Annotated in this window: 23 protein-coding genes and 1 other RNA gene; 6 read left to right on the top strand and 18 right to left on the bottom strand. The window is 65.2% G+C overall.

All coding sequences use genetic code 11. The annotated features are described in order from the left end of the window. Positions 1–170: 170 nt before the first annotated feature. From PV773_RS03855 to PV773_RS03825, 7 genes are all read right to left on the bottom strand, one after another. The gene (locus tag PV773_RS03855; RefSeq protein WP_347965420.1) at positions 171–494 is read right to left on the bottom strand and encodes a nitrile hydratase accessory protein; all 324 of its coding nucleotides are present in this window, start codon (positions 492–494) and stop codon (positions 171–173) included. A 13-nt stretch (positions 495–507) separates the two neighbouring features. After that, positions 508–1,167, bottom strand: coding sequence for a nitrile hydratase subunit beta (gene nthB, locus PV773_RS03850; protein ID WP_347965079.1), 660 nt, complete (start codon positions 1,165–1,167; stop codon positions 508–510). Further along, a complete protein-coding gene (gene nthA / locus PV773_RS03845) occupies positions 1,164–1,781 on the bottom strand; it encodes a nitrile hydratase subunit alpha (RefSeq protein ID WP_347965078.1) in 618 nt (205 codons plus the stop codon). Before nthA ends, nthB begins: the two co-directional genes overlap by 4 nt. Before the next feature lie 47 nt (positions 1,782–1,828). Beyond that, positions 1,829–2,425, bottom strand: a complete 597-nt coding sequence (locus tag PV773_RS03840; RefSeq protein WP_347965077.1) for a LysE family translocator — start codon at positions 2,423–2,425, stop codon at positions 1,829–1,831. A gap of 121 nt (positions 2,426–2,546) precedes the next feature. Next, complete coding sequence (locus PV773_RS03835; protein WP_347965076.1) at positions 2,547–3,260, bottom strand: hypothetical protein; 714 nt, start codon at positions 3,258–3,260, stop codon at positions 2,547–2,549. Positions 3,261–3,417: 157 nt separating this feature from the next. Further along, positions 3,418–3,990, bottom strand: a complete 573-nt coding sequence (gene ilvN, locus PV773_RS03830; RefSeq protein ID WP_347965075.1) for an acetolactate synthase small subunit — start codon at positions 3,988–3,990, stop codon at positions 3,418–3,420. 75 nt (positions 3,991–4,065) lie between these two features. Further along, a complete protein-coding gene (locus PV773_RS03825; RefSeq protein WP_347965074.1) occupies positions 4,066–5,850 on the bottom strand; it encodes an acetolactate synthase 3 large subunit in 1,785 nt (594 codons plus the stop codon). A 367-nt stretch (positions 5,851–6,217) separates the two neighbouring features. On the opposite strand from PV773_RS03825, the gene PV773_RS03820 reads away from it, so the two are divergent. Next, positions 6,218–8,035, top strand: a complete 1,818-nt coding sequence (locus PV773_RS03820; protein ID WP_347965073.1) for an ATP-binding protein — start codon at positions 6,218–6,220, stop codon at positions 8,033–8,035. 34 nt (positions 8,036–8,069) lie between these two features. On the opposite strand, the gene PV773_RS03815 is transcribed toward PV773_RS03820, so the two are convergent. Both PV773_RS03815 and miaA read right to left on the bottom strand, forming a co-directional pair. After that, positions 8,070–8,858 carry a GGDEF domain-containing protein gene (locus PV773_RS03815; protein ID WP_347965072.1) on the bottom strand — a complete coding sequence of 263 codons (789 nt, stop codon included), beginning with the start codon at positions 8,856–8,858 and terminating at the stop codon, positions 8,070–8,072. 54 nt (positions 8,859–8,912) lie between these two features. Further along, positions 8,913–9,857, bottom strand: a complete 945-nt coding sequence (gene miaA / locus PV773_RS03810) for a tRNA (adenosine(37)-N6)-dimethylallyltransferase MiaA (protein ID WP_347965071.1) — start codon at positions 9,855–9,857, stop codon at positions 8,913–8,915. Here miaA and serB point away from each other — a divergent pair. Both serB and PV773_RS03800 read left to right on the top strand, forming a co-directional pair. Next, positions 9,841–10,728 carry a phosphoserine phosphatase SerB gene (serB, locus tag PV773_RS03805; RefSeq protein WP_347965070.1) on the top strand — a complete coding sequence of 296 codons (888 nt, stop codon included), beginning with the start codon at positions 9,841–9,843 and terminating at the stop codon, positions 10,726–10,728. The genes miaA and serB overlap by 17 nt on opposite strands. Next, entirely contained in the window at positions 10,725–11,297 is a 573-nt protein-coding gene (locus PV773_RS03800; protein ID WP_347965069.1) for a GNAT family N-acetyltransferase, read from the top strand. The genes serB and PV773_RS03800 overlap by 4 nt, the downstream gene beginning before the upstream one ends. 45 nt (positions 11,298–11,342) lie before the next feature. Here PV773_RS03800 and PV773_RS03795 read toward each other — a convergent pair whose 3' ends face one another. The 5 genes from PV773_RS03795 to PV773_RS03775 all read right to left on the bottom strand — a co-directional run bounded on the left by PV773_RS03795 (position 11,343) and on the right by PV773_RS03775 (position 15,885). Continuing rightward, the gene (locus PV773_RS03795; RefSeq protein ID WP_347965068.1) at positions 11,343–12,857 is read right to left on the bottom strand and encodes a DegQ family serine endoprotease; all 1,515 of its coding nucleotides are present in this window, start codon (positions 12,855–12,857) and stop codon (positions 11,343–11,345) included. 121 nt (positions 12,858–12,978) lie between these two features. After that, on the bottom strand, positions 12,979–13,164 hold the full coding sequence (locus PV773_RS03790) for a DUF2065 domain-containing protein (protein ID WP_340038789.1): 186 nt from the start codon (positions 13,162–13,164) through the stop codon (positions 12,979–12,981). An 8-nt stretch (positions 13,165–13,172) separates the two neighbouring features. Then, a complete protein-coding gene (locus PV773_RS03785) occupies positions 13,173–14,117 on the bottom strand; it encodes a protease modulator HflC (RefSeq protein ID WP_347965067.1) in 945 nt (314 codons plus the stop codon). Beyond that, a complete protein-coding gene (hflK, locus tag PV773_RS03780; RefSeq protein ID WP_340038787.1) occupies positions 14,117–15,214 on the bottom strand; it encodes an FtsH protease activity modulator HflK in 1,098 nt (365 codons plus the stop codon). The genes PV773_RS03785 and hflK overlap by 1 nt, the downstream gene beginning before the upstream one ends. A 149-nt stretch (positions 15,215–15,363) precedes the next feature. Further along, entirely contained in the window at positions 15,364–15,885 is a 522-nt protein-coding gene (locus tag PV773_RS03775) for a dihydrofolate reductase (RefSeq protein WP_347965066.1), read from the bottom strand. Between the two features lie 340 nt (positions 15,886–16,225). On the opposite strand from PV773_RS03775, the gene PV773_RS03770 reads away from it, so the two are divergent. Next, positions 16,226–16,363, top strand: a complete 138-nt coding sequence (locus PV773_RS03770) for a hypothetical protein (RefSeq protein WP_347965065.1) — start codon at positions 16,226–16,228, stop codon at positions 16,361–16,363. Positions 16,364–16,561: 198 nt separating this feature from the next. Here the strand turns inward: PV773_RS03770 and groL are convergent, their stop codons facing one another. From groL to PV773_RS03750, 4 genes are all read right to left on the bottom strand, one after another. Further along, positions 16,562–18,187, bottom strand: a complete 1,626-nt coding sequence (gene groL, locus PV773_RS03765; RefSeq protein ID WP_347965064.1) for a chaperonin GroEL — start codon at positions 18,185–18,187, stop codon at positions 16,562–16,564. 184 nt (positions 18,188–18,371) lie between these two features. After that, positions 18,372–18,674, bottom strand: a complete 303-nt coding sequence (locus PV773_RS03760; RefSeq protein ID WP_347965063.1) for a DUF982 domain-containing protein — start codon at positions 18,672–18,674, stop codon at positions 18,372–18,374. Positions 18,675–18,852: 178 nt separating this feature from the next. Then, entirely contained in the window at positions 18,853–19,647 is a 795-nt protein-coding gene (locus tag PV773_RS03755; protein ID WP_347965062.1) for a thymidylate synthase, read from the bottom strand. A gap of 190 nt (positions 19,648–19,837) precedes the next feature. Continuing rightward, on the bottom strand, positions 19,838–20,149 hold the full coding sequence (locus PV773_RS03750; RefSeq protein ID WP_347965061.1) for a DUF2853 family protein: 312 nt from the start codon (positions 20,147–20,149) through the stop codon (positions 19,838–19,840). A gap of 170 nt (positions 20,150–20,319) precedes the next feature. Here PV773_RS03750 and ssrA point away from each other — a divergent pair. Continuing rightward, positions 20,320–20,679: a transfer-messenger RNA gene (gene ssrA / locus PV773_RS03745) on the top strand. Positions 20,680–20,804: 125 nt separating this feature from the next. Then, a complete protein-coding gene (locus tag PV773_RS03740; RefSeq protein ID WP_347965060.1) occupies positions 20,805–21,350 on the top strand; it encodes an AAA family ATPase in 546 nt (181 codons plus the stop codon). Positions 21,351–21,440: the final 90 nt, after the last annotated feature.

Below are 21,440 nucleotides of genomic sequence, written 5' to 3'. Positions count from 1 at the left end.
TTTAGAACACAAGGAGAACATTCTGAGGTTACCAAAAACCAATCCGACTTGCCGCACTCTAGATGCGGCAGTCAGATTTGCTGAGGAGTTTCATGCACCCCAATGCTGAAACCATGTGCCGCCGACAGCTTTGGGCTGCATCCGCCGCACAAGCGAAGCCGCCGCAACCATTACGAGCCGGGTGACCGCTCCGGATCGTTCGCCAGCAATATCGGCTGGCCATGCGGCGTTGCATGCGCAGCCCGTTCCCAGGCCGAGGTCATGGCGTCGACCTCGTCGTGCCCGGCGAGGCCCTTTTCCGCCAACAGGCGCTCGAGGGCGGCCAGCCAGCGCTCGTAATAGTCGCTGCCGTCGGCGGCGGCCCCAGGCGCTTTCACCTCTGCCGACAACTGCTCCGCCCATTCGCCCCAGCTGAACACGCCGCGCTCATGCAGGGCCACCACCATGGCAAAGGCTTCCGCCTGCCACGGCTCGGAGAACACCGGCTCGTCCATACCGGCAGGCAGGTCATGCCGGCTCAAGATAGCTCTCCCAGGCGTCGATGCTGACCTCGAGCGTCGGATCGGCGCCCTCGCCCCACAATTCTCCGGCCGAAAACACCACCGTGTACACCCATTGCGGGTTTTCGCCCTTCCCGTGCGCGTTGGAGTCGGGAAGCACATAGCCCTCGCGAACGGCGTCGATCATGCCCACTTTGCCTCGCGCATAGCGCGGCAGGCGGGTATGGCCGGTCGGGTGAAAATTCCTGGTCCGCACGCGGTCGCCCGACGAAAACCGCGCCGGCGTCGACACCGGCCGGTCGCACGGCCCGCCCTTGGCCAGAACGGCCGGCACGTTCTCGGCCTTCAGCACCCGCTTCGGCTCGGCCGCCGGGTCGATGGCCTGGCCCGCGGCAAGGTCCCCGGCCGTGACGAAACGGTGCCGCTCGAGCAGCCGCTCCAGCGCCTTGATCCAGATCTCGTAGTAACTCGACGCATAGTAATCGGCCGGATGCAGGCTTTCGCGGGTGAAGCGGCTTTCGTCGATGCTCCAGGCGCCCATCGCCCCGGCGCAGAGCGTCACCCCGAGCGCCCGCTTTTCCCATTCGGCGTGGAAGATCGGCTCGTCCCTTTCGGGCGCGACCGGGCCGAAACCCATCTGCCCGCCAAGGTCGTGAGGACCGTTCATGCGACCTCCCGCGCCACGCCGGTTCCGATCATGGAATCGCGCGTCACCAGGTCGGCGAGCCGCTCCTCGGTCCAGCCTTCCGTGCCCGCCGGCCGCTGCGGCACGACGAGGTAGCGCAGCTCGGCGGTCGAGTCCCAGACCCGGATCTTCCTGTTCTCGGGCACTGTCAGCCCGAACTCTTCCAGAACCCCGCGCGGATCGATCACCGCCCGCGAGCGATAGGGCGGCGCCTTGTACCAGACCGGCGGCAGCCCCAGCACCGACCACGGATAGCAGGAGCACAGGGTGCAGACGACGAGGTTGTGCGTCTCGTCGGTGTTGAACACCGCCTGCATGTGCTCGCCCTGCCGCCCGGTATAGCCGAGCGAGGCTATGGCGGCGGTGGCGTCGCGCTTCAGCCACTCGGCAAAGCTCGGATCGCTCCACGCCTTCGCCACCACGCGTGCGCCGTTGCGCGGGCCGACCTTGGTCTCGTAGGTGTCGACGATAACGTCGATTGCGGCGGGGTCGATCAGCCCCTTGCGGGTGAGGATGGTCTCGAGCGCCCGCACCCGCGCGGCCATCGGGTCGAGTTCGTTGTCGTGGTCGTGGTGATGATCGTGATCGTGCGACATGGCCGGAGGCTATGCCCGGTGGCGAGCCGGCACAAGCGTCCAGCCGGTCACTTGAGCATCGGCCACAGCGTGGCCGCCAAGAGCAGGCCCATGGCGATGTTGAACCATTTCAGCCGCACGGGATCGGCCAGGAAGCCGCGTAGCGCCATGCCGAAACCGGCCCAGCTCGAAACGCTCGGCAGGTTGACCAGCGCAAAGGCGCCCGAGATCAGCAGCACCGACACGAAGGGCGCTTCCGGGCTGGTGTAGACTGCCATGGCGGTCACAGCCATCACCCAAGCCTTCGGGTTGATCCATTGGAAGGCCGCCGCTTCCAGGAAAGTCATCGGCCGCGCCTTGGTTTCCCCGTCCTTGCCGAGCGAGCGCGACATGCCGATGCGCCAGGCGAGATAGAGCAGATAGGCGCCGCCGGCGATCTTGAGGCCGCCATGCAGGATCGGAAAGGTCGTCAGCAACGCGCCAAGCCCGAAACCGACGCCGAGCAGGAGCGACAGGAAGCCGAAGCCTATCCCCAGCATGTGCGGGATCGTGCGCACGAAGCCGAAATTCACGCCCGATGCCAGCAGCATGAAATTGTTCGGCCCCGGCGTGATCGAGGTCACGAACGCATAGACCAGCAATGCAAGGAATGCGTCGTATGTCACCGATCCCTCCCTAAGGGTAATGTTATGTCAGTATTGCTGACCTTATTTGAAAGATTCAACAAGGATCCAGAGACGCCCGAACGGTAAGCCAGATGTGCCGGGAACCCTCGTTGCGGCAAGCTCAATCGCCTCCGCCGCAACCACCGCCGTCGCCGCCGTTGCTGCCACCGCACCCACCGCCACAGCCTTCGCCTTGATCCTTGCGGCGGCGGCGGTTTGGCAGGAACAGGATGCCAGCAACGATGATGCCGACAACCGACAGGGCCACGATTGCCACTTTGTCGATCAGGCCATTGCTCCACAGCAACGAGATGCCGATCCCTATCAGCACCATCGCCACGGAAAAAGGGATTGCGTCCTTAAGATTACTGGTCGGTGGCAAAGCAAATGTTCCAGTCGAAAGGCCCCGGTCGCTCACCGAAGCCTCTGGCCAGATAGCTGTAACAGGCTCCTTGCCGAACTCACTTGCCAGCAGTGACAGCGTCCGTGCATAGGCTTCGCGCAGGGAGCCTTGGCTGTCGGTTGGCCCACTGCTCGGGTAGTGATGCACCTCCCGCCCCAGGGTCTCGCCGCAAAATCTCTTCCAGTAGTCCTTCGTGTACGTCAGATGCAGGTGCCACGCCTTGTCGATCTCGGGCGACGGGCTGAGCAGTTCATCAGATACGCAAACCAGATAGATGAAACGCCTGTATTCATCGACGACAGTCTTCGCGCGCCAGGCAGTCCAGCTGTTTTCAAGCGCCAGTCGCGCTGAAAACGGCGCTTCGGCCAGCGGATCGTCGAAGTTGTAGCTGGCGATCTTGTTCCACAGTTCCGGATTCGTCAGGTCATTCATGGGGCAACTGAAGAGCTGAGCTGAAATGCCCGGAAACTACATGGCCCGAACGTTCTTGCAATCACCTTCGACAACGAAAAGTTGCGGACAGGCAGCCCCGCCACGAGGATGGCGAGGCCGGGCAAGGTTCAGGCGACAAGCGAGTTGCGCTCTGCCCTTACATCCCCTGCGGGCCGCGGTTCATCGCCGCCACGCCGGTGCGGCACACCTCGACCAGGCCGAGCGGCTTCATGATGGCGATGAACTGCTCGATCTTCGACACCTTGCCGGTCAGCTCGAAGATGAAGTGCTCGGTATTGGCGTCGATCACCTTGGCCCGGAAGGCGTCGGCCAGCCTGAGCGCCTCGACGCGGGCGTCCCCGGTGCCCGAAACCTTGACCAGCGCCAGTTCGCGCTCCAGTGCGCCGCCGGTGCCGAGCTCCTGCGCCGTGACGGTCAGGTCGACGACGCGGTGCACCGGCACGATGCGCTCGAGCTGGTGCTTGATCTGCTCGAGCACATGCGGCGTCCCGCGCGTCACGATGGTGATGCGCGACAGGTGCTTCTCGTGCTCGGTTTCCGAGACGGTCAGGCTTTCGATGTTGTAGCCGCGGCCGGAGAACAGGCCGATGACCCGAGCGAGCACGCCGGGCTCGTTGTCGACGAGCACCGACAGCGTGTGCGTCTCCGGCAGCGCCGTCTCCTTGGCGATGAAATAGGCCGAGCCGGTGGGTTGTAGCTGTGCGTTCATGAATGAATCTCGATCTCAGGCTTTTGCGCTAACTCGTTGAATGTGCGGCCTTCATGGAAGGCCGCACGGCAGCCCTCAGACCAGCTCGCGGCCCTTGGCGTCGATGGCGTTGGCCACCGCCTCGTCGGTCGCCTCGTCCGGCAGCAGCATCTCGTTGTGCGCCTTGCCGGAGGGAATCATCGGGAAGCAGTTGGCGAGCGTCGCCACACGGCAATCGAAGATCACCGGCTTCTTCACCGAGATCATCTCCTTGATCGCGTCATCGAGCTCGTCCGGCTTCTCGCAGCGGATGCCGTGGCCGCCATAGGCCTCGGCCAGCTTGACGAAGTCGGGCATCGCCTCGGTGTAGGAGTGCGACAGGCGGTTGCCGTGCAGCAGCTGCTGCCATTGGCGCACCATGCCCATGTAGGAGTTGTTGAGGATGAACACCTTGATCGGCGCATCGTACTGGATCGCCGTGCTCATCTCCTGGATGCACATCTGCACCGAGGCGTCGCCGGCGATGTCGACCACCAGCGCTTCGGGATGCGCGATCTGCACGCCGAGCGCCGCCGGCAGGCCGTAGCCCATCGTGCCCAGGCCGCCGGAGGTCATCCAGCGGTTCGGCTTTTCGAAGCCGTAGTGCTGGGCCGCCCACATCTGGTGCTGGCCGACCTCGGTGGTGATGTAGGTGTCGAGGTGCTTGCTGTTCTCGTAGAGCCGCTGGATGGCGTATTGCGGCATGATCACGTCGCTGTTGGCCTTGTAGGCGTAGCTGTCGCGCGCGCGCCATCTGGCGATCTGCTCCCACCATGGGTAGAGCGCCTTCTTGTCGGCCTTGGCGGTCGCCCGCCACAGGCGGACCATGTCTTCCAGCACCCGGCCGACATCGCCGAGGATCGGCACGTCGGCACGCACGTTCTTGTTGATCGACGACGGGTCGATGTCGATATGGATCTTCTTCGAATTCGGCGAGAACGCGTTCAGGCGCCCGGTGATGCGGTCGTCGAAGCGCGCACCGATGCACACCATGACGTCGCAATCATGCATCGCCATGTTGGCTTCGTAGCTGCCGTGCATGCCGAGCATGCCGAGCCAGTTCTTGCCCGAGGCCGGATAGGCGCCGAGGCCCATCAGCGTCGAGGTGATCGGGAAGCCGGTCAAATCGACCAGTTCGCGCAGGAGGTGGCTCGCCTCGGCACCGGAGTTCACCACCCCGCCGCCCGAATAGATGATCGGCCGCTTTGCGGACGCCATCAGCGCCACGGCTTCTTTCACCCGCTCGAGGTCGCCCTGGACCTTCGGCTGGTAGGAGGTACGCGGCGCCGTCTGCGGCGGCGTGTAAATGCCCTTGGCGAACTGCACGTCCTTGGGGATGTCGACGACCACCGGGCCGGGACGGCCCGTGGTGGCGACGTGGAAGGCCTCGTGCAGGATGCCGGCCAGCTCGTTGACGTCCTTCACCAGCCAATTGTGCTTGGTGCAGGGCCGCGTGATGCCGACCGTGTCGCATTCCTGGAAGGCGTCGGAACCGATCAGCGAGGTCGGCACCTGGCCCGTGATGCAGACAAGCGGGATCGAATCCATCAGCGCGTCCTGCAGCGGCGTCACCGCATTGGTGGCGCCGGGACCGGAGGTTACCAGCATGACGCCCGCCTTGCCGGTCGAGCGCGCATAGCCTTCGGCCGCGTGTCCGGCGCCCTGCTCGTGGCGCACCAGAATGTGCTGGACGTCGTCCTGCTGGAACAGTTCGTCATAGATCGGAAGGACCGCGCCGCCGGGATAGCCGAAGAGGTGCTTGACGCCGTTGTCCTTCAGCGCCTGCACCACCATCTCGGCGCCGGTCATTTCGCGTCGCCCGCTTTCACTATGTCCGCTCATCGGTCCGTCCCGTCTTCTTCTGCCGTTCTCGGCGGTTACTGGTCGTTTAGTCCTGTTTCAGGCAATAAAAAAGGCCCCCGAGGGAGCCTTGCGTCTGCGCATGGGGGGATTTCGCCCGGCGGTTACACCGCCTTGCCCATGCGCGTTCCTACTACGAGAATGAGTGCCGTCTTCATGGGCGCGGACGTTAATGCGGGCCCGGGCGCGCTGTCAACGGCAACGGCGAAAATTTTCCGCAACGTCATTCGACGCCCCATCGTTCAAATTTTCACCGTTCGCTTAACCCTTGCCACACCATGCGACCTCACCCGCCCTTAACCGCGTCGCGCTAGGATTCGCGACAGGGAATTGGGGAAGAAAATCCAAGATGTACGTCGAACGCCAGGTCACGACGGCAAATCCGCAGGAACGGCGGGATCCGTCGCAGGACGACGCCCGCATCCTCGGCAACGTGGTGCAATGCGACGGCGCGCGCGCCGTCATCAGCGCCTATGCCGAAAGCGGCGGCGCGGTGGCGTCGGGACTCTGGACCGTCGGGCGCATGATCTCGATCAACCTCGGCGAGACGCGCACCATCGGGCTGGTCTATTCGATCGGCAAGGCCGACCGCTCCTGGAGCAGCGAGGGCGACAACCCCATAGAGGTGAGCGTCGAACTCATCGGCGAGGTCCGCGATACCGGACCGGACCTGCGCCCGGTCTTCGACCGCGGCATCACCTGCTATCCCCATATCGGCGCCATCGCCCACCGCATCCGCAGCCGTGACCTGCAGGCCGTCTACGACCTCGCCGGCCGCCACAGCGTCACCATTGGCCGGCTGTCGCAGGACGAGACGATCGACGCCTGCATCGCCATCGACGAGACCCTGGCGCGCCATTTCGCTGTTGTCGGCACCACCGGCGTCGGCAAGTCGACCGCGGTCTCGTTGCTGCTGCGCAAGGCGATCGCCGCGCGACCGGACCTGCGCGTGCTGATCATGGACCCGCACAACGAGTTCGCCGCTTCGCTGCCGGAGTACTGCATCAAGATCGACACCAACTCGCTCGACCTGCCCTTCTGGCTGTTCCGTCTGGAGGAATTCGCCGAGGTGCTGTTCCGCGGTCGCGAGACCGACGCCGAAGAGATCGACGTGCTGCGCGACCTCATCCCGGCCGCCAAGAACCTCTACCGCAACCCGCATGGCGGCGCCTTCTTGCGAAGAGGTGCCGACGCGCTGACGGCCGACACGCCCGTGCCCTACCGCATCGCCGATCTCATCAAGCAGATCGACGAGCGCATGGGCATGCTCGAATCCAAGAACGAGCGGCCGATCCTGAAATCGCTGCGCACCCGCATCGAATCCGCCCTCGCCGATCCGCGCTACCGCTTCATGTTCCACTCGCGGCTGATCGAGGACACGATCCACGAGACCATCGGCAACATCTTCCGCGTGCCGACCCACGGTCGCCCGGTGACCTGCTTCGAGATGGCCGGCCTGCCCTCGGAAGTGGTCAACTCGGTCTGCTCGGTGCTGGCGCGCCTCGCCTTCGACCTCGCGCTGTGGAGCGAGGGACGGCTCAAGCTCCTGCTGCTCTGCGAGGAAGCGCACCGCTACATGCCGGCCGACCATCGGCTCGGCTTCGCGCCCACCCGCCATGCGCTGTCGCGCATCGCCAAGGAGGGCCGCAAATATGGCTGCTACCTGGGCGTGATCACCCAGCGCCCAGGCGAACTCGATCCGACCGTGCTTTCGCAATGCTCGACCGTCTTCGCCATGCGGCTCGCCAACGAGCAGGACCAGGCGATCATCCGCTCGGCGATCGCCGATTCCTCAGCCTCCACCTTGTCCTTCCTGTCGTCCATGGGTCAGCGCGAGGCGATCGCCTTCGGCGAGGGCGTCGCCACCACGATGCGCCTCAAATTCGAGAGACTGCCGTCGGAACTGATCCCCGGCGTCTCCAAGCGCGCCGCCGAGGCCGCCTCGGCCGGCAGCGACGAGGTCGATCTCGCCGCGGTCGTCGAACGCCTGCGCAACGTCCCCAGGCCGCCGGCGGCCCTGGGCTTCGCCGATGTCGTCGACACCCAGAAGCAGGCAGGCGATTCCGACTATCGCAAGCCGGCCTCGAGGCCGCAGCCGGACGACGACTTCGACACCCGTTTCGGCCTGCGCCCGACCACTTTCGGGGGCCGGCCGCCGAACGGCTGAGCTGCCGGAGCGATCTGATTTTGCCGGGACGGCGTCACGCGCAGACGCGGTTGCGGCCTTGCCTTTTCGCCTCGTAGAGCTGTTTGTCGGCGCGGCGATAGAATTCCTCCGCCGTCTCCTCCTGGTCCCATAGCGCGAGCCCGACGCTGGAGGTCACGCTGAGCTGGGCGCTGCCGCCTTTGATCTCCAGCGCGGCGATCGCCTTGCGCATCCGCTCGGCAAGACGCTGCAACAGTGCAAGGTCCATGTTCGGCGCCACGATCGCGAACTCCTCGCCGCCCAGGCGCGCAACCACATCGTGATATCGCGTCATGCTCTTCAGGCAGGCGGCCACGGAGCGAAGCACCTCGTCGCCGACGTCGTGGCCGTAGGTGTCGTTGACCTGCTTGAAATGGTCGAGGTCGAGGATCATCAGGCCGACCGGCTTGCCGATGCGGCGGAATTCGCCGAGATATTCCTTGAGCGCATCGTCGAAATAGCGCCGGTTCTGCATGCCGGTCAGCCCGTCGGTGAGCGCCGCCTGTTCGAGGTTGCGCGAACGGGCGCTGAGCGAGGCGGTCATTTCCCGCAGCTTGCCCCCCTCCTTCAGTTGGGTGCGGATGAGCGGCAGGATGAAGAACAGACCGAACGCCACCGTGCCGGCAAGCAGCACGGCGGTCACGAGCAGCAGCACTTGCAGTGATGCGATCGTACCGGCCAGCCCCGACATGTCGACCATGTCAGGATGATCGATCAGGCTCCAGGCATAGAAAGTCGCCAGCGCCGCGGACGAGATCAGCGCAATGAAGAAAAAGAACGCGGTTTCAGCCTTGTGAAAGCGCATGATGCCCCTGTGCAGTCCTCCCGCGCTTATGTCACGGCGGCGCCTTACGGAGGGTTAATCCGGAGGCCGGACCAGGGCCTCGCCGCCTATCCTTCGCCATTCCGGACCGAACTGGTTGCGGAACCAGGTCGACTGCCGTTTGGCATATTGGCGCGTGGCGATCTTTGCCCGCTCGATCGCCTCGTCGAATCCCATCTCGCCCGCCATCGCCGCGGCAAGCTCGCGCACCCCGATCGCCTTCATCGCCGGAAGTTCCGGCGCGAGCCGCATCGCGCCGATCGCCTTCACCTCTTCGAGCGCCCCCGCTTCGATCATCTTGTCGAAGCGTGCGTCGATCCGCTCGATCAGCGCCTTGCGATCGGGTTCGATGACGAGGAAGCGCGCGGTCGCAAGGTCGATCATCGGATGGCCTCGGTCGGCCTGCCATTTGAGGATCGAACGGCCCGAGGCCTGCAGCACTTCGAGCGCCCGCACGATGCGCTGGCCGTCGCTCGCCTTGAGGCGCATGGCCACCTCGGGATCGACCCGCATGAGCAGGCGGTGCAGCCTCGGCGCGCCTTCCTCGTTGAGCCGCCAGCGCCAGCGGTCGCGGACCTCCTGGGGAATGTCCGGCATCTCCGAGATGCCCTCGGCGAGCGCCCGGAAGTAGAGCCCGGTTCCGCCGACGAAGATCGGCCGCTGCGCATCGAAGATGCCGCTGTCGGCGAGCACCGCCACGTCGCGCAGCCAGGCGCCCGTCGAATAGGCCGTGGCCGGCGACACATGGCCGTAGAGGAAGTGGCGTGCCCGGGCGAGTTCCGCAGCACCCGGCCGCGCCGTCAGCACGTCGAGCACGCCATAGACCTGCATGGAATCGGCATTGACGATCACGCCGCCGTCGCGCTCGGCCAGCTTCAGCGCCAGTGCCGACTTGCCGCTGGCGGTCGGCCCGGCTATCAGGGTCGCATTCCTGATGCGCCCCTCGCCTTTCCCGGAATTTTCGATGCCGCTCGTCGCCACGCTGATTTCCCATCCCGACCGCGCTCTGCTGCAGCCGTCTCTTGCCGATAAGGCCATGCGTGGCCTCGGCGCAAGCGGCATTCGCTGGCTGGCCGAAGCCGTCGCATGCGACATCGACCTGCCCGCCGGAATGTCGGCCGAACAGGCAGCCGCAGCGCTGTCGGCGGCGCTCGCCGGCGAGCCCGTCGACTTCGCCGTGCAGGAAAACGCCGAACGTAGGAAAAAGATCCTGATCGCCGACATGGATTCCACCATGATCGACCAGGAATGCATCGACGAACTGGCTGACGAGATCGGCGCCAAGGACCGCGTTGCCGACATCACCGCCCGCTCGATGAACGGCGAGATCGCCTTCGAGCCGGCCTTGCGCGAGCGCGTCGCCCTGCTCGCCGGGCTGGACGCCTCGGTCATCGATCGCATCATCGACAATCGCCTGACACTTGCCTCGGGCGGCAAGGCGCTGGTCGCCACCATGAAGGCGCATGGCGCATATACCGCGCTCGTCTCGGGCGGCTTCGATGTCTTCACCTCGCGCATCGCCGCCAAGCTTGGCTTCGACGAGAACCGCGCCAACCACCTGATCGAGACCGACGGACGCCTCACCGGCCAGGTTTCCGAACCGATCCTCGGCCGCGCCGCCAAGGCCGATGCCCTCTACGAAATCTCGGCCCGCCTCGGCCTGACCCCGTCCGACGCGATCGCCGTCGGCGACGGCGCCAACGACCTCGACATGATCCGTCTGGCCGGCTCGGGCGTAGCGCTGCACGCCAAGCCCTCGGTGGCCGCCGAAGCCAGGATCCGCATCGATCATTCCGACCTGACCGCCCTGCTCTATCTGCAGGGCTACGGCCGCGCCGACTTCGCGCAATGAAGCCGATCCGCACCCAGCGTCTGGTCCTGCGCAACTGGGAAGAGCGCGACCGCGAACTGTTCCATCGCGTCAATTGCGACGACGCCGTGATGGAGTTCTTCCCGATGCGCCGCAACCGGGCCGAGAGCGACGACCTCTTCGACCGGATACGGGGAAACATCGACCGCGACGGCTTCGGCTTCGCCGCGGCCGAAGTTGCCGCCGGCGGCGCGTGCATCGGCTTCGTCGGTATCACCCGCACCGACCTCGAACCCTTCATGCCCAAGGGCACTATGGAGATCGGCTGGAGGCTCGCGCCCGAGCATTGGGGCAAGGGTTATGTCACCGAGGCCGCCGAAGCTTGGCTGGCCCACGCCTTCGACGTCGTCGACGAGGACGTGGTGGTCTCGTTCGCGGTCTGGAACAACCATCGCTCCATCGCCGTCATGCAGCGCCTCGGTATGCGCCACGACGCCACCGGCGACTTCGACCACCCGAGCGTGCCCGGCAGCCACCCGCAGCTTGCGCGGCACGTGCTCTACCGGTTGTCGCGCAGCGAATGGCAGGAACGGAAAAAGGCGACCGTATAGCCGCCTTTCTCATTCGATCTCAATGGCTTGTCCGGATTTCCGGACTCAATCCATCCGCACCGTCACGAACCGCAGCTCGCCGGTCTTGGAGGCCAGCATCAGCAGTGCGTTCTTGCGACCCTGCTCCTTGAGCTTGGCAATGCGGTCCATCACGTCCTTCGGCGTCGAAACCGATTCCTGCGCGATCTCGGTGATCACCTCGCCGGCGGCGATGCCACGCTCGGCCGCGGCCGAATCCTTGGCGACCGAGGTCACCACCGCGCCCGAAACGTCCTGGGCGATGCCGAACTTGGCACGCGTGTCGTCGTTGAGCTCGCCGATCGTCATGCCGAGCACGCTGGCAGTCGCCACCTCGGCGCCCTGGTCGGGAGTTGCCTCGGGCGCGCCGTTCTCGCCCTCGGCCAGCTTCTCGCCGTCCTCGAGCCGGCCGAGCGTCACCTTCACGGTCTGCTCGACGCCCTTGCGCACGATGACGACGTCGACCGCCTTGCCCACCGGGCTCTCGGCGACGACGCGCGGCAGGTCGCGCATCTCGATGACGTCCTTGCCGTCGAACTTGATGATCACGTCGCCGGGCAGGACGATGCCGTTGTCCACCGGCCCGCCTTTGATGATGCCGGCGACCAGCGCGCCCTTGGCCGTCTTCATGCCGAGGCTTTCGGCAATGTCGTCGGTCACCGGCTGGATGCGCACGCCGAGCCAGCCGCGGCGGGTCTCGCCGAAATTGACCAGCTGGTCGACGACGCCGGAGGCGATTTCGGCGGGAATCGAGAAGCCGATGCCGATCGAGCCGCCCGACGGCGAGATGATCGCGGTGTTGATGCCGATGACCTCGCCGCTCATGTTGAACAGCGGTCCGCCCGAATTGCCGCGGTTGATCGCGGCATCGGTCTGGATGAAGTCGTCATACGGGCCCGAATTGATGTCGCGGTTGCGCGCCGAAATGATGCCCACCGTCACCGAGCCGCCGAGGCCGAACGGATTGCCGATCGCCATCACCCAGTCGCCGATCCGCATTTTGTTGGAATCGCCGAACTTCACCGCCGTCAGCGTCTTGCCTTTCGGGTCGACCTTGAGCACGGCGAGGTCGGTCTTGGTGTCGGTACCGACCAGTTCGGCCTTGAGCTTCGAGCCGTCGGAGAAGTTCACCTCGATCTCGTCGGCGTCGGCAATGACGTGGTTGTTGGTCACCACGATGCCCTTCTCGGCATCGATGACGAAGCCCGAGCCCAGCGACTGCACCTTCTGCGCGCCGCCTCCGCCTTCGCCCTCCCGATCCTTGAAGAAGTCGTCGAAGAAGTCCTGGAAGGGCGAGCCCTCGGGCAGCTGTGGCATGGGCACCGCATTCTCGCCCTCGCCGCCCTTGACGGTCTGCGACGTCGAGATGTTGACCACGGCGCCCAAAAGCCCCTCGGCGAGGTCGGCGACCGAATCCGGTCCCTGCTGCTGTGCGAAGGCTGGCGGAACCAGCGAGGGTGCGGCGAGCGCGCCGATCATCAATGCCGTCGTGGCGGCAAGGGAAGCCTTTCGCATGGCGCGCAAAAGGGACTTGGAATTCATTGGAGAAGCCTCCCGGCTGTCTGGCGTTGGTCGCGCCGGGCCTCCCGCGCGCGAAGCGTCATCATGAAAATAAATAAGGCCTGTTTGCGGCCATCGCTATCGGAGAGGCGCAAAAATTCCGTTATCCCCGCACCAGCCACACGATGCCGACGCCGATGGCGATCGCCGCCAGGCCGAACATCCGCAGCGCGTTTTCGGGGATATCCGCCATCTGGGCGGCCATGCGCTTCATCTGCGCGGGAAAGCCGCCATAGACCACGCCCTCGATGACGAGAACCAGGCCTATGGCGACGATCAGGTCCTGCACCGGCGTGACTAGTTGCCGGTGCTGGGAGCGGTGCCCGCCTGCGGGGTGGGTGCAGGCTTCGGTGCAGGCGTCGCGCCGCCGTCCGGGTTGCGGAAGTAGCGGAAGAACTCCGATTCGGGCGACAGCACCATGGTCGTGCCGTTCGGATCGAGGGCCGTGCCGTAGGCGGTCATCGAGCGATAGAACTCGAAGAACTCCGGATCGCGCTGGAAGGCGTTGGCGAAGATCGCGTTGCGCTGGGCTTCGCCCTCACCGCGCAGGATCTCCGATTCCTTCTGCGCCTCGGCGATGATCTCGACCACTTCGCGGTCGGCGCGGGCGCGGATGCGCTGCGCCGCCTCGCGGCCGCGTGCCCGCAGCCTCTCGGCCTCGGCCAGACGCTCGGCCTTCATGCGGTCGTAGGTCTGCTGCGACACCTCGGCCGTCAGGTCGGTGCGGCGTATGCGGACGTCCTCGACCTGCAGGCCGAGCGCATTGGCGTCCGGCTGCAACTGGTCGCGCACGTCGCGCATCATCGACGCACGTTCCTCCGAAAGGGCCGATTCGAAGCCGCGCACGCCATAGACGCGACGAAGTGCGGCGTCGAGGCGGGTGCGCAGACGCTGTTCGGCCAGTTCCACGCTGCCCGAGACCGCCGAGCGGAACTTGCGGGCATCGTTGATACGGTAGGCGACGAAGGCGTCGACGTCGTAGAACTTGCCGCCCGAGACCTGGACGCGGATGTCGTCGAGGTCGAGGCGCATCACGCGGTCCTCGATGACCTGGACATTGTCGGCCTCGAACATCGAGAACGGCGCCTTGAAGTAGATCCCAGGCTCGGCCTTGACGTCGACGATCTCGCCGAAGCGCAGCACGATCGCCTGCTGGCGCTCGTTGACCACGAAGATCGACGAATAGATCAGGAACAGGATGATCGCGGCGAAGACGCCGATGATGGGAAGTCGGTTCGACATTACTGGCCTCCCGCCGCCGGAGCGCGCTTCTGCAGTTCGGGCAGCGGGAGATAGGGCACCACGCCCTGGCCGTTGCCTTGCTCGACGATCACCTTGCCGGAGCCCTGGAGCACCTTTTCCATCGTCTCGAGATAGAGGCGCTTGCGGGTCACTTCGGGCGCCTTGGCGTATTCGTCGTAAACCGAGATGAAGCGCTGCGCCTCGCCTTCGGCCTCCTGCACGACGCGGTTCTTGTAGGCGGCCGCGTCCTCGCGGACCTGTGCCGCCTCGCCGCGTGCCTGGCCGAGTTTCTGGTTGGAGTACTGGTTGGATTCTTCGACGAAGCGATCCTCGTCCTGCTCGGCGCGCTGCACCTCGTCGAAGGCGTCGGCCACCTCGCGCGGCGGCGCGGCATCCTCGATCGAGATCGCGTTCACCGACAATCCCGTGCCGTATTCGTCGAGCGTCGCCTGGATGATGTCGCGCACGTTGGAGGCGATGCCCTGGCGATCGTCGCGGAAGATGTCCTGAGCCGGCCGGCGGCCGACCACTTCACGCATGGCGCTCTCGGCAACCTGGCGCACCATCACGTCGGGTTCGGCGACATTGAACAGATAGGCCTTCGGGTCCGAGACCTGGTAGGCAACCGAGAACTTCACGTCGACGATGTTCTGGTCGCCCGAAAGCATCAGGCCGGACGAGGTGCTGCCCCGCACTTCTCCGATGTCGACGAGCTTTTCGGCGGTGTTGACCTTCTCGACCGTTTCGATCGGCCACCAGTGGAAATGCAGACCCGGCTGCGACAGCTCTTCCTTCGGCTTGCCGAACCGAAGTTCGACCGCGATTTCGTCGGGCTGCACCGTATAGACCGTCTGGAAGGCCCAGAGCGCGACCAGGCCGGCCGCGATCAGGCCGAACAACGCCGGGCTGGATCCGCCGCCGCCAGGGAGCGCGCGCTTCAGCTTGTCCTGGCCGCGCCGGATGATGTCCTCGAGATCGGGGGGCGACCCGGGAGGTCCGCTCGGTCGTGGTCCCTGCCCCCAGGGTCCGCCGCCACCGCCGCCGCCGCCGCCCCAAGGGCCGCCGCTGCCGCCTCCACTCTGATTGTTCCAGGGCATGAATGTCCTTTCGACTGCACGATGACGACGGCCGTGCCTGAAACGGCCGCCCATTTACTGATACCATCTATAGGGATGCAACAACGTGCTTTCAACGCGACGGTCGGCTGCATGCCGTCCTTTCGCTACAGATGTATGAACGAAATCCTTTACTGCGCCGCCGATCGCCTCCGGTAAATGGTATAGCGTGTCGCATGGCTGTCCTTTTCGCCGGCGGGAAACGCCTCCGAACTGGCGACGGACCAGGTGTTCGGGTCTATCTCGGGAAAGCGCGTGTCGCCGTCGGGCGAGGTCAGGACATGGGTGACATGCAGCCGGTCGGCGATCGGCAGCGCCTGGCGATAGATTTCGCCGCCGCCGATCACGCATATCTCGTCGGCGCCGGCCAGGCACCTCCCCCGCGCGGTCGCCAGCGTGACCGCATCCTTCAGGGAATGCACCACCTCGGCCCCCTCGGCGCGATAGCCCTGGTCGCGGGTCACCACGATGTTGATGCGCCCCGGCAGGGGCCGCTTCGGAAAGCTCTCCCACGTCTTGCGCCCCATGACGATCGGCTTGCCCATCGTGTCGGCCTTGAAGCGCTTGAGGTCGCCGGAAAGCCGCCACGGCAGGCCGTTGTCGCGGCCGATCACGCCGTTCTCCGCAATCGCAACGTAGATCACTATGTCCATCGGCCGCATTCCCTGTCCGGGCGAATCTCCGCCCCGCCTCTTGCCCTGCCGGTATCGTAGGGTTGCAGGATCAGAATATCGACATCGCGTTCGGGATAAAAATTCTCGGCCACCATCTCGAAGGTCGTCGCAGCGGCGCACCTTTCCGATGCAATCAAAAGTGAGTCGACACCGGTTCTGGTTGTAGCGCACAGTGAAATTCGAGAGGGAACACAACGATAACGATAAGGGAGGTCGCATGTCCGAGCATGCTAGGTCTCTTTCCCCCGAAGACCTTGAGATGCTGGCGCGGGTTCTTGCCCGAAGCCTGCCTACGGCCCCGACAACGGAAGACCGGGAGATGCAAGCAGCGTCGCTGGTCTGCCTGTTCGGCACCGGCGTGACCGACGAGGTGCGCCTCACCCAACTCATGCGGGGTTGCCGCAGGGTATATCCGCCCCTGCCCTCCCTGAACCTGGAAGCGCCGATCCATCACTGACCCTGCGTGACCGCGAAATGCCGGCGGTTCTCGGCGGCTTCGGCCGCGCGGCTTGCTGTAGCGTCGTCCTCCGGGTGGGCGGCACTGCGCAGCAGCGGCGGCCGGATGAGGCGGCAGGCCCGTGCCGCGCACCGCATTGGTGCGGGCCCCCGCTTCGGAAACTCCGTTGACAGAGACCAGTCCGCGCCACAATGCCGGTCAGAAATCCAATCCCGGGGTCGGCATCGGCGGTGTCGCCTCCTTCTTCGGTCGCTCCGCGATCATCGCCTCGGTCGTCACCAGCAGCCCGGCAACCGAGGCGGCATCCTGGAGGGCGGTGCGCACGACCTTCGCCGGATCGATCACGCCCTGCTTGTAGAGATCGCCGAACAGGTTGGTCTGGGCATTCCAGCCGAACGCGAAATCGGCCTGTTCGCGCAGCTTGCCGACGATGATCGAACCCTCCGCGCCGGCATTCTCGGCGATCTGCCGCACCGGCGTCTCGACCGCGCGGCGCACGATGTCGACGCCCGTCTTCTGGTCGGGATTGTCGGTCTGCACCGTGGCGAGCACACTTGCGGCCCTCAATAGGGCGACGCCCCCGCCGGGCAGGATGCCTTCCTCGACCGCCGCCCGTGTTGCGTGCAGCGCATCGTCGACGCGGTCCTTGCGTTCCCGCACCTCGACCTCGGTCGAGCCGCCCACCCTGATCACCGCCACGCCGCCGGCGAGCTTGGCCAGCCGCTCCTGCAGTTTCTCGCGGTCGTAGTCGGACGTGGTCTCCTCGATCTGTGCCTTGATCTGGGCAATCCGTCGCTGGATCTCGTCCGTCTTGCCCGCGCCTTCCACGATGGTCGTGCTTTCCTTTTCGATGACCACCTTCTTGGCGCGCCCCAGCATGGCGAGGGTCACGTTCTCGAGCTTGATGCCGAGATCTTCCGAGATCGCAGTCCCGCCGGTGAGGATCGCGATGTCCTCCAGCATGGCCTTGCGGCGGTCACCGAATCCGGGCGCCTTGACGGCCGCGATCCTGAACCCGCCCCTCAGCTTGTTGACCACGAGCGTGGCCAGCGCCTCGCCTTCGATGTCCTCGGCGATGATCAGCAGCGGCTGGCCGGACTGGACCACGGCTTCCAGGATAGGCAGCATTGCCTGGAGGTTGCCGAGCTTCTTCTCGTGGATGAGGAGGTAAGGCTCCTCCAGCTCGGCGCGCATCTTGTCCGGATTGGTGACGAAATATGGGCTGAGATAGCCGCGGTCGAACTGCATTCCCTCGACGATCTCGAGTTCCGTCACGGCGGTCTTGGCTTCCTCGACGGTGATGACGCCGGTGTTGCCGACCTTGTCCATCGCTTCCGCCAGGAAGCGCCCGATCTCGGTGTCGCCGTTGGCCGAAATGGTGCCGACCTGGGCGATCTCGTCGTTCCTGGTCACCTTGCGGGCATGGCGCTTCAATTCCTCGACGACGGCCTCGACCGCCTTGTCTATGCCGCGCTTGAGATCCATCGGGTTCATGCCGGCGGCAACCGCCTTGGCGCCCTCCTGGACGATCGCCTGGGCCAGGATGGTCGCCGTCGTGGTACCGTCGCCCGCCACGTCGCTCGTCTTCGAGGCGACCTCGCGCACCATCTGGGCGCCCATGTTCTCGAACTTGTCCTCGAGTTCGATCTCCTTGGCGACCGTCACGCCGTCCTTGGTGATGCGCGGGGCGCCGAACGCCTTGTCGATGACGACGTTGCGTCCCTTGGGGCCGAGCGTGACCTTGACGGCATTGGCGAGGACATCGACGCCGCGCAGCATCTTGGTCCGCGCATCGCCGTGAAACCTGACTTCCTTGGCGGCCATCGTCCTACTCCTTCATCGGCAGCATCGCGTTGGCTGTTCTGGTCGACGTCGAGCCGCCTTACAAAGCCCTGATTTTCACGCGTGGCGGCCCGTCTGGCAACAACTTCCGACTGCACCGCCGCCCTCTCCCGCGGCGACAGGTCGACAGCGCTTCGAAAGGCATACGTGTGCTGCCCGATGGCGGTCAGATAGGTATGTCCCGACCCCGCTTCGGATCTATCTTCCAGGGCTCCAGCGTGACGATGGCCTTCTCGAGGATGCCGGTGGAACGGGCAAATCCGGCAAAGGCGCTGCGCGCCTTTTCCGGCGCCATCGAGCCTTCGCAGGCCGCCCGGCACGCCCTCACGGCCGTCTGGTAGATCGGCCCGCGCCGCGTTTCCGGCCAGGTTCCGAGGAAAGTCAGGGCTTCGTCGATGCAGGCAATTTCACGTATCCGGTCCTCACCCTCCTTCACCAGGACGGGATTGCCGAACGGTTTGGCTTCCATCGCAGTCTCCATGCAACAGAGGCGGCCCGGTCCCACGCCGGGCACGGTATTGATAGGTGAAAAGCACTGCGCACGGCTAGGGGAAAAATGTGCAGATTACGGACCGCCGACTCGCACGCAAGAACGCGCCAGCCGCATTTCGGTTCCGTTGTGTCGCCGGCCTTGCGGCCTGCGCGGCCTACACGGCGATGGGCGCGCGGATGCTGGCGTCGGCGACGTAGCCGTCGAGCCGGAAATCCTCGAAGCGGAAGGCGAAGAGGTCCTTCACCTCGGGATTGATCCACATGGTGGGCAGAGCCTTCGGCGTGCGCCCAAGCTGCTCGCGCGCCTGCTCGAAATGGTTGTGGTAGATGTGCGCGTCGCCCAGGGTATGGACGAAGTCGCCCGGCTTCAGCCCTGTCACCTGCGCCACCATCATCGTCAGCAGCGCATAGGAGGCGATGTTGAACGGCACGCCGAGGAAGATGTCGGCCGAGCGCTGGTAGAGCTGGCACGACAGCCGGCCGTCGGAGACATAGAACTGGAACAGGCAGTGGCACGGCGGCAGCGCCATGGCGTCCACTTCTTCCGGATTCCACGCCGAAACGATCAGCCGGCGTGAATTCGAGTTCTTGCGGATCTGCACCAGAAGGTTGGCGAGCTGGTCGATCTCGCCGCCGTCGCGCGTCGGCCAGGAGCGCCACTGCTTGCCATAGACCGGGCCGAGGTCGCCGTTCTCGTCGGCCCACTCGTCCCAAATCGAGACGCCGTTGTCCTTGAGATACTTGATGTTGGTATCGCCGGCCAGGAACCACAGCAGTTCGTGGATGATCGACTTCAGGTGCAGCTTCTTGGTGGTGAGAACCGGAAAGCCCTTCGCCAGGTCGAAACGCATCTGGTGGCCGAAGACCGAGCGCGTGCCGGTTCCGGTGCGGTCGCCGCGGTCGGAACCGTTTTCCATCACATGGCTGAGAAGGTCGAGATACTGGCGCATCGGTCGGGGCTCGATTCGTGTAGCGCCCGATCATAGCTGCCAAAGGCGCTGGAGGAAACGAACCCCGCGTCGTTTCCCCAGCCGCGCCCGCCGTAGCCGGCCCCATGCCGCTTCGGCGACCGGACACCGGCATTGCTGCCTGACTGCCCGCGTCGCCGGATCAGGCGAAGGCCTGCGGTCTCCCCGGCGCTCAGAGCGCGCCGAGCTTCCCGAGTTCCTTGGCCACCAGATAGTAGAAGGTGACGCGGCTCTTGGTGTTGTCCGCCGACATCGCCTTGCAGACCTTCTCCAGCGCGCCGTCGGCCTTGTTGGCGTCCTCGACGCCGAGCTTCTTGGCGACCCAGCCGGCCTTCACCCGGTCCAGTTCCTTCTGGTCGGTGCAGGAGACGAGCGACGAATCGCGGTTGCGCAGTGCAATTCCCAGGTGCTTGACGATCTTGCTCACCGCCTCGTCCTTGGCGCCGGCGTCGTACTTCTTCACGTCTGCAAGGTAGTCGGTCATGTAAGTCCCCTCCTAGGCGGTTGACTTCTGTTCGGATGCCCCCCGAAGTTCGCCGCTGGCCATGCCTTGCGGCGGGTCGCGAGCTTCGTTTCGCGCATGGCGCGAGTCAACCCCGCCTGTTCGCGTGGACCACAAATCGGTTGCGGATGGAGCGGTCGGCCTGCGGTTCCGCCCTTCCCTTTTGCGCCGAGCCTCCCTATATTCGCCCCGTCAGCTCGACTGACTATGGCGATAAACGGCCGATGAAATAAGCCATTCGGACCCGGGGGCGGTACCCGGCGCCTCCACCAAAAGCCGCCGTCCGACTGCGACGGTTTTTGCTGGGGGCGAAATAGGATCGACGAGGGTGTAAAGATCGGACTTTTGCCCGGCATTGTACCACCGTTATCGGGCTAAACTTATAGTTGCCAACGACAACTATGCGGAAGCACGTCTCGCTGCTTAATGCGGCGCGATAGCTTCAAATCAAGTCCTAGCGGTTCGCACTTCTAGGCGGGGTTCGGAGGTACCTGGCAACAGAAACCTCCACTTCTCCCCCCAGCCGCTTCCCCAATCTGCATTTCGCCGGCCTTCGCTGGCTTTCCGTTGCCGGCATTCATCCGGCGGCGTCAGCCTGCCTGCGCATGGCCGGTCCCGCTCTTTTCGGAGACCCCTCTTGATCCCGGACACCGATCGATTCCACGTACTCACCGGCGGCCCCGGCTCGGGCAAGACGACGCTGATCGACGCCCTCGCCACCGCCGGCCATTCCACCACGTCCGAGGCTGGCCGGGGCATCATCCGCGATCAGATGGCGATCGACGGCCCCGCCCTGCCCTGGCGCGATCCCGCCCTCTTTGCCGAGCTGATGCTGAGTTGGGAAATGCGCTCGCACGCCATGGCCTCCGCACTGCCCGGTCCCGTTTTCTTCGACCGCGGCGTGCCCGATGTCGTTGGCTACCTGCGTCTCGGGGGCCTGCCGGTGCCGGCCCATGTCGAGCAAGCCGCCCGCGGCTATCGCTACGCCAAAACGGTGTTCATCCTGCCGCATTGGCCCGAAATCTTCGCCCGGGACAGCGAAAGAAGGCAGGATGAAGACGAGGCCCGCCGCACCCATGCCAGCATGGTCGTGACCTACGCCGGCTATGGCCATGAACTCGTCGAGGTTCCCAGGCTGCCCGTCGCAGAGCGCCTGCGGTTCGTGCTGGATCGTGTCGAGTAGGAGCGTCTTGCAGCCGGACGGGATCGTCTGGCGTCGCACAAATTCGGCTGCAAAAGACAGTTGGAGCGGCCGAATGGCGGCGTTTGGTCC

The organism is Mesorhizobium sp. CC13, from assembly GCF_039907765.1.
Taxonomy (GTDB): domain Bacteria; phylum Pseudomonadota; class Alphaproteobacteria; order Rhizobiales; family Rhizobiaceae; genus Aminobacter.
Note: the sequence above shows the minus strand (reverse complement) of the source record. Positions and strands in the feature narration are given on the sequence as shown.